The following is a 3,820-nucleotide window of genomic DNA, read 5'->3' as shown; positions in this document are numbered from 1 at the left end:
CACGATGGCTGCGCCGGCGAGGTAGGCACCACACCCCAAGGACTCAACGTCCGCAGCCGCGTTGAGGACGGCTACGCTCGTCCGGTCTTGCCGCAAACCGCGAGTCGCAAAGGTCCTATTCGGCCCTCCCGGGGGACCCCTATGGCAGGTCTGGGAAGTGGATGCCGTGTGACCGTAGCGTGCGCGCCACCACCCCTCTGTCCCGGTTGCGGTAGCGGAGCGACGCCGTCTGGATATCGCGGTCGCCGGTTGGCAGGAGCTCAGGCTCGCCCCATCCGTCCCCAGGCTGGCCCCACCCCTCTGCGTTCGATGCAGTGTCCACCCTGGTGATGACCCCCAGCTCGGCGAGCTCAGAAACGAGGCGAGCCACCTCCACCTCGGAGCCACCCCACCCAAAACCGGTCTCCATCGCGGCCCACCGTCTCCGGTCGAGCATCACCACTGCGCCGAGCGGAAAAACGCCGAGAACGGCCCCCCATCCGCGCGGCCGGGCGATCGCCCCAGCCGCACCGACGCCGACAGCCGCTGCCACCAGGCAGGCGCCGAGCAGCGCAGACCACCCGACCACGTTGAGCTGCGCCGTGCGCAGCCACGAACGGCGTCTGCCCCGATGATGTGGCCACGGACCTGCCGCGTAGGAGAGGTAGCCTCGCGATCTGACCATGACCCCTATCGTGACAGGCCCTCGCGCCGCAGAGTGGCCGCGTGGGGGGATATCGCCGTAGGAGGGGCTCGGGCCCTCGCCCGGCAGGAGACGTTTTGCAACGCGTGTTCTTGTCGCGAAAGACGCGGACTCGGCCCAGCCCAGGCGTCCGCTCATCAGCGTGAGGCGTTTACCGCTTCTTGCCGCGTTGAGGGCGACTACGCTCGTCCGACTCTGCCGCGTTGAGGACGGCTACGCTCGTCCGACTCTGCCGCGTAGCGGGAAGGTGCAAACACCCGAGCTGATCGTCGCAACTAGATGGTGAAGCCACCTCGGCGATGGCGGGGCTCAGCCGGCCCACCGCTGACCGCGGCTCGATGATCTGCCCAGGCACGTGAAGAGCCGAGTCTCATTTTCCCCGACAGCAGCTCGTCTCAGAATCCGCGATCCGTGCCCCTCGAAGTCTCGAAATTGTTCGTGCCGGACATGTCAGCGGCGAAGGATTTTGAGAAATACTCGCGAGTTTGAGACTGCGTGAGACAGATCGGCACTTCAGCGGCGGATTTTGAGACTTTTCACACGGATTTTGAGACAAGAGGCGCCGAACTCACCCGCCCCGCGGCAGTAGCGGACGTGTGCAAGGCCGGGGGAGGGCCGTCACCGGCGCGGCATTGGGCACCCTTTCTTCGGCAGCGGGCACGACGAGCGATCGAGCCAATCTCTATCGCGGACATTGTGGGGATCCCGCTGCGGTGACGCCAGCGACCGTGGAGGTGTCTGATTCGTCCGGCGTGGTCGTCGCCGGTTGTCGTTGGCGAAAGGGGTCGGAAGGAAGTCGCGACAGGCCGCCGATAGGCGGTGTGGAGTGTGCTCTATTGGGCGTCGCGTTCCAGGATGACCATGACCTCAGAGGTCATGCTTCTCCAGGTGCTGCTGACGACGTGCCAGCCGTCGGCGGCATTGCTATTGAGAGCTGCCTCCAAGTTCTGCGGGTTGAAACTGCCTGTCAAGCGGCGGCCTTTCTCAACGTGCACCTTGTACTGCTTATCTGTCATTTTGCTTCTCCCATAGTTGTTGTGTTGGTGCAACCTGCGTCTTAGCGGCGTAATCGCATCGAGCTGAGCTCCAGGCAGAGGCGGAGCTACAACTCTCTAGTCTCCCCGCTGCTCGAGCGCAGCGGTCACGAGCTGTGCGCTGTTCGGCTGTGAGCGGACGCACGTGGTCCTAGCTAAGACGCTGATCGGGTGGTGGCACGGCGCGACATCACTGCGGGCACCGCCTACTCGTGGCCTGGGGGTCGTCCCTTCTGTTAGCTCCGAGCGCGGTCCAGGATGCGCCGGCCCGCGGGCCCAAGACGGCGCTGGACAGGATGAAGCCTCCAATGAGCACGAAGAGAAGGTAGGTGAAGTCGCTACTCGCCTTAATCACGGCTACCACAGCTGCGAGCATCGTCACGACCCACACCAAGGACATCTGCAGGATAGGTCGGCCGTAGCTGCACTCAACTGCTCCCGGGGGCCACGCGGTGGTCCATCGACTTGCGCCAGGGGTGGTCCCCATGACGGTGGCAGGCGGCACTACTACTGCCGTGATCGGCGCGCCTCAGGTGCCCGGACTGCCGTCGACTGCGGAATGCGTCGGCTCGTCCTGGCCAGCAGTTTGCAGACCATGTCCGGCTACCCGACCGGCCACAGACCCGCCCGGGCGACGCGCCGCGACGCGAACCTCCACGGCGCGATCAAGGCCTGGGCTGAGGCACTCAGGTCTTGGGTCGCCGCCACCCCATCGACGTCGGTTGTGGCGCCGCGTATCGGCTTCTTCGCCGACTCGCCCCCGACCGGGACCGGCGCCACCGCCCGGGATCTGGCGGCGTGGCTGAGCCCACGGGACTGGGCCGAACTGCTACGAGCTGCCGTGGAGGGCAACGGACATCACGTGCGCGGTCGGCAATGGCATCTCAGCCCACCGATACCGCGTCGCCGACCTCTCCGAAGCGGCCAAACTGCGTGGCTACCGCCCTGTCGACGACGCTTGGGCGGACCCGTGGCCGATCTGCTTCCGGAGGATTCCATGCACCGAGATCCGTTCCGTCGTCCCAGGTGCGCGGTAGCGTGTTGAGGCGCCGAAGAGGAAGATGCGAGCATGGCCAACACGTACCGCCTCGGTCCGATGCGGCGCGGTATCAACATCGTGATGTCCACGATGATCCGGGTCGGGGTTGGCGCCTCGTCGAGTTACTTGCTAACCACCACAGGTCGCAAGACCGGTAGCCCTCGGACAACACCGGTGACGCTGGTCGAGACTGACGGCGACCGGTGGCTTGTTGCCCCCTACGGAACGGTGGGATGGGTTCATAACGTCCGATCGACCCCCAAGGTGTCGCTGCGGCGGGGCAGGAGGACCTTGGCGTGTTCGGCCGTTGAGGTGGACGCCGAGACCGCCGGTCCGGTGCTACAACGGTACGTTCACGACGTCCGCGTCACAGCACCGTTCTTCGATGCGAAGGCCAGTGATCCGGTCGAGCTGTTCGTTGAGGAAGCGCCGCGTCACCCGGTGTTCCACCTCTCGGCCGCTGAGTGAGAACAGCGCACGACTGCGCGGCTGAGTGGCGCCGCTCTACCCTGCCTCGATCGCACAAATCTTCACTCTTTCGTACAGGGCACGCGCAGAGTCCTGCGGAACAAGACCATGCGGGCTCGTTGCTTCAGGACAGAGGTCGCAAGCCGATCGGCCAATGGGTTGGCGGCTGGCCGGTGTCGCCAGGCAGTTGAGGTGATTGGGCCGCCCGACTGGGTGGTCGTACGCTGCCGCCATGTCGCCACTGCGCCTTGGACTCATCTTGGCAACTGTTTCCTCCGTGATCTTTGGGGTGATGGGGATTGCTTTGCTTCTGGAGGGAGATTCGTCCACAGCGAGAAGCACCTTCGCAGTGGGCGTGATCGTCGCGGCCACGAGTGGCACTTCGGTGATCTATCAAGTTGAGCGATGGAACCTGTCAGCTCAATCGGCGATCCATTTTACGATCATGCTGTTCTGAGGTTGACCCCATTTCGTGGACATCTTGATCGTCAGGTTTCGGCCTGGCAGGGAAGGATGTCCTCATGGGTGCCACGAGGAAGAGCTACACCCCGAAGTACCGGCAGGAAGCTGCTCATCTGGTCATCGACACCGGGCGCA

The 3,820-nt window shown here is 64.7% G+C and carries 4 protein-coding genes; 2 read left to right on the top strand and 2 right to left on the bottom strand.

All coding sequences use genetic code 11. The features are described 5' to 3' along the window. Nucleotides 1-139: 139 nt before the first annotated feature. The gene (locus BA895_RS24045; protein WP_175442378.1) at nt 140-664 is read right to left on the bottom strand and encodes a hypothetical protein; all 525 of its coding nucleotides are present in this window, start codon (nt 662-664) and stop codon (nt 140-142) included. An 851-nt stretch (nt 665-1,515) separates the two neighbouring features. Next, nucleotides 1,516-1,698, bottom strand: a complete 183-nt coding sequence (locus BA895_RS18055; protein ID WP_070193288.1) for a DUF4177 domain-containing protein — start codon at nt 1,696-1,698, stop codon at nt 1,516-1,518. A 1,087-nt stretch (nt 1,699-2,785) separates the two neighbouring features. Here BA895_RS18055 and BA895_RS18045 point away from each other — a divergent pair. Together BA895_RS18045 and BA895_RS18040 are read left to right on the top strand one after the other, a co-directional pair. Beyond that, on the top strand, nt 2,786-3,223 hold the full coding sequence (locus BA895_RS18045; protein WP_070193286.1) for a nitroreductase family deazaflavin-dependent oxidoreductase: 438 nt from the start codon (nt 2,786-2,788) through the stop codon (nt 3,221-3,223). A 232-nt stretch (nt 3,224-3,455) separates the two neighbouring features. Beyond that, complete coding sequence (locus tag BA895_RS18040; RefSeq protein ID WP_083283520.1) at nt 3,456-3,680, top strand: DUF3021 family protein; 225 nt, start codon at nt 3,456-3,458, stop codon at nt 3,678-3,680. Nucleotides 3,681-3,820 lie beyond the last annotated feature (140 nt).

It is taken from the genome of Humibacillus sp. DSM 29435, assembly GCF_001758225.1.
Taxonomy (GTDB): Bacteria; Actinomycetota; Actinomycetes; order Actinomycetales; family Dermatophilaceae; genus DSM-29435.
This window is presented reverse-complemented; position numbering and strand designations above follow the sequence as displayed.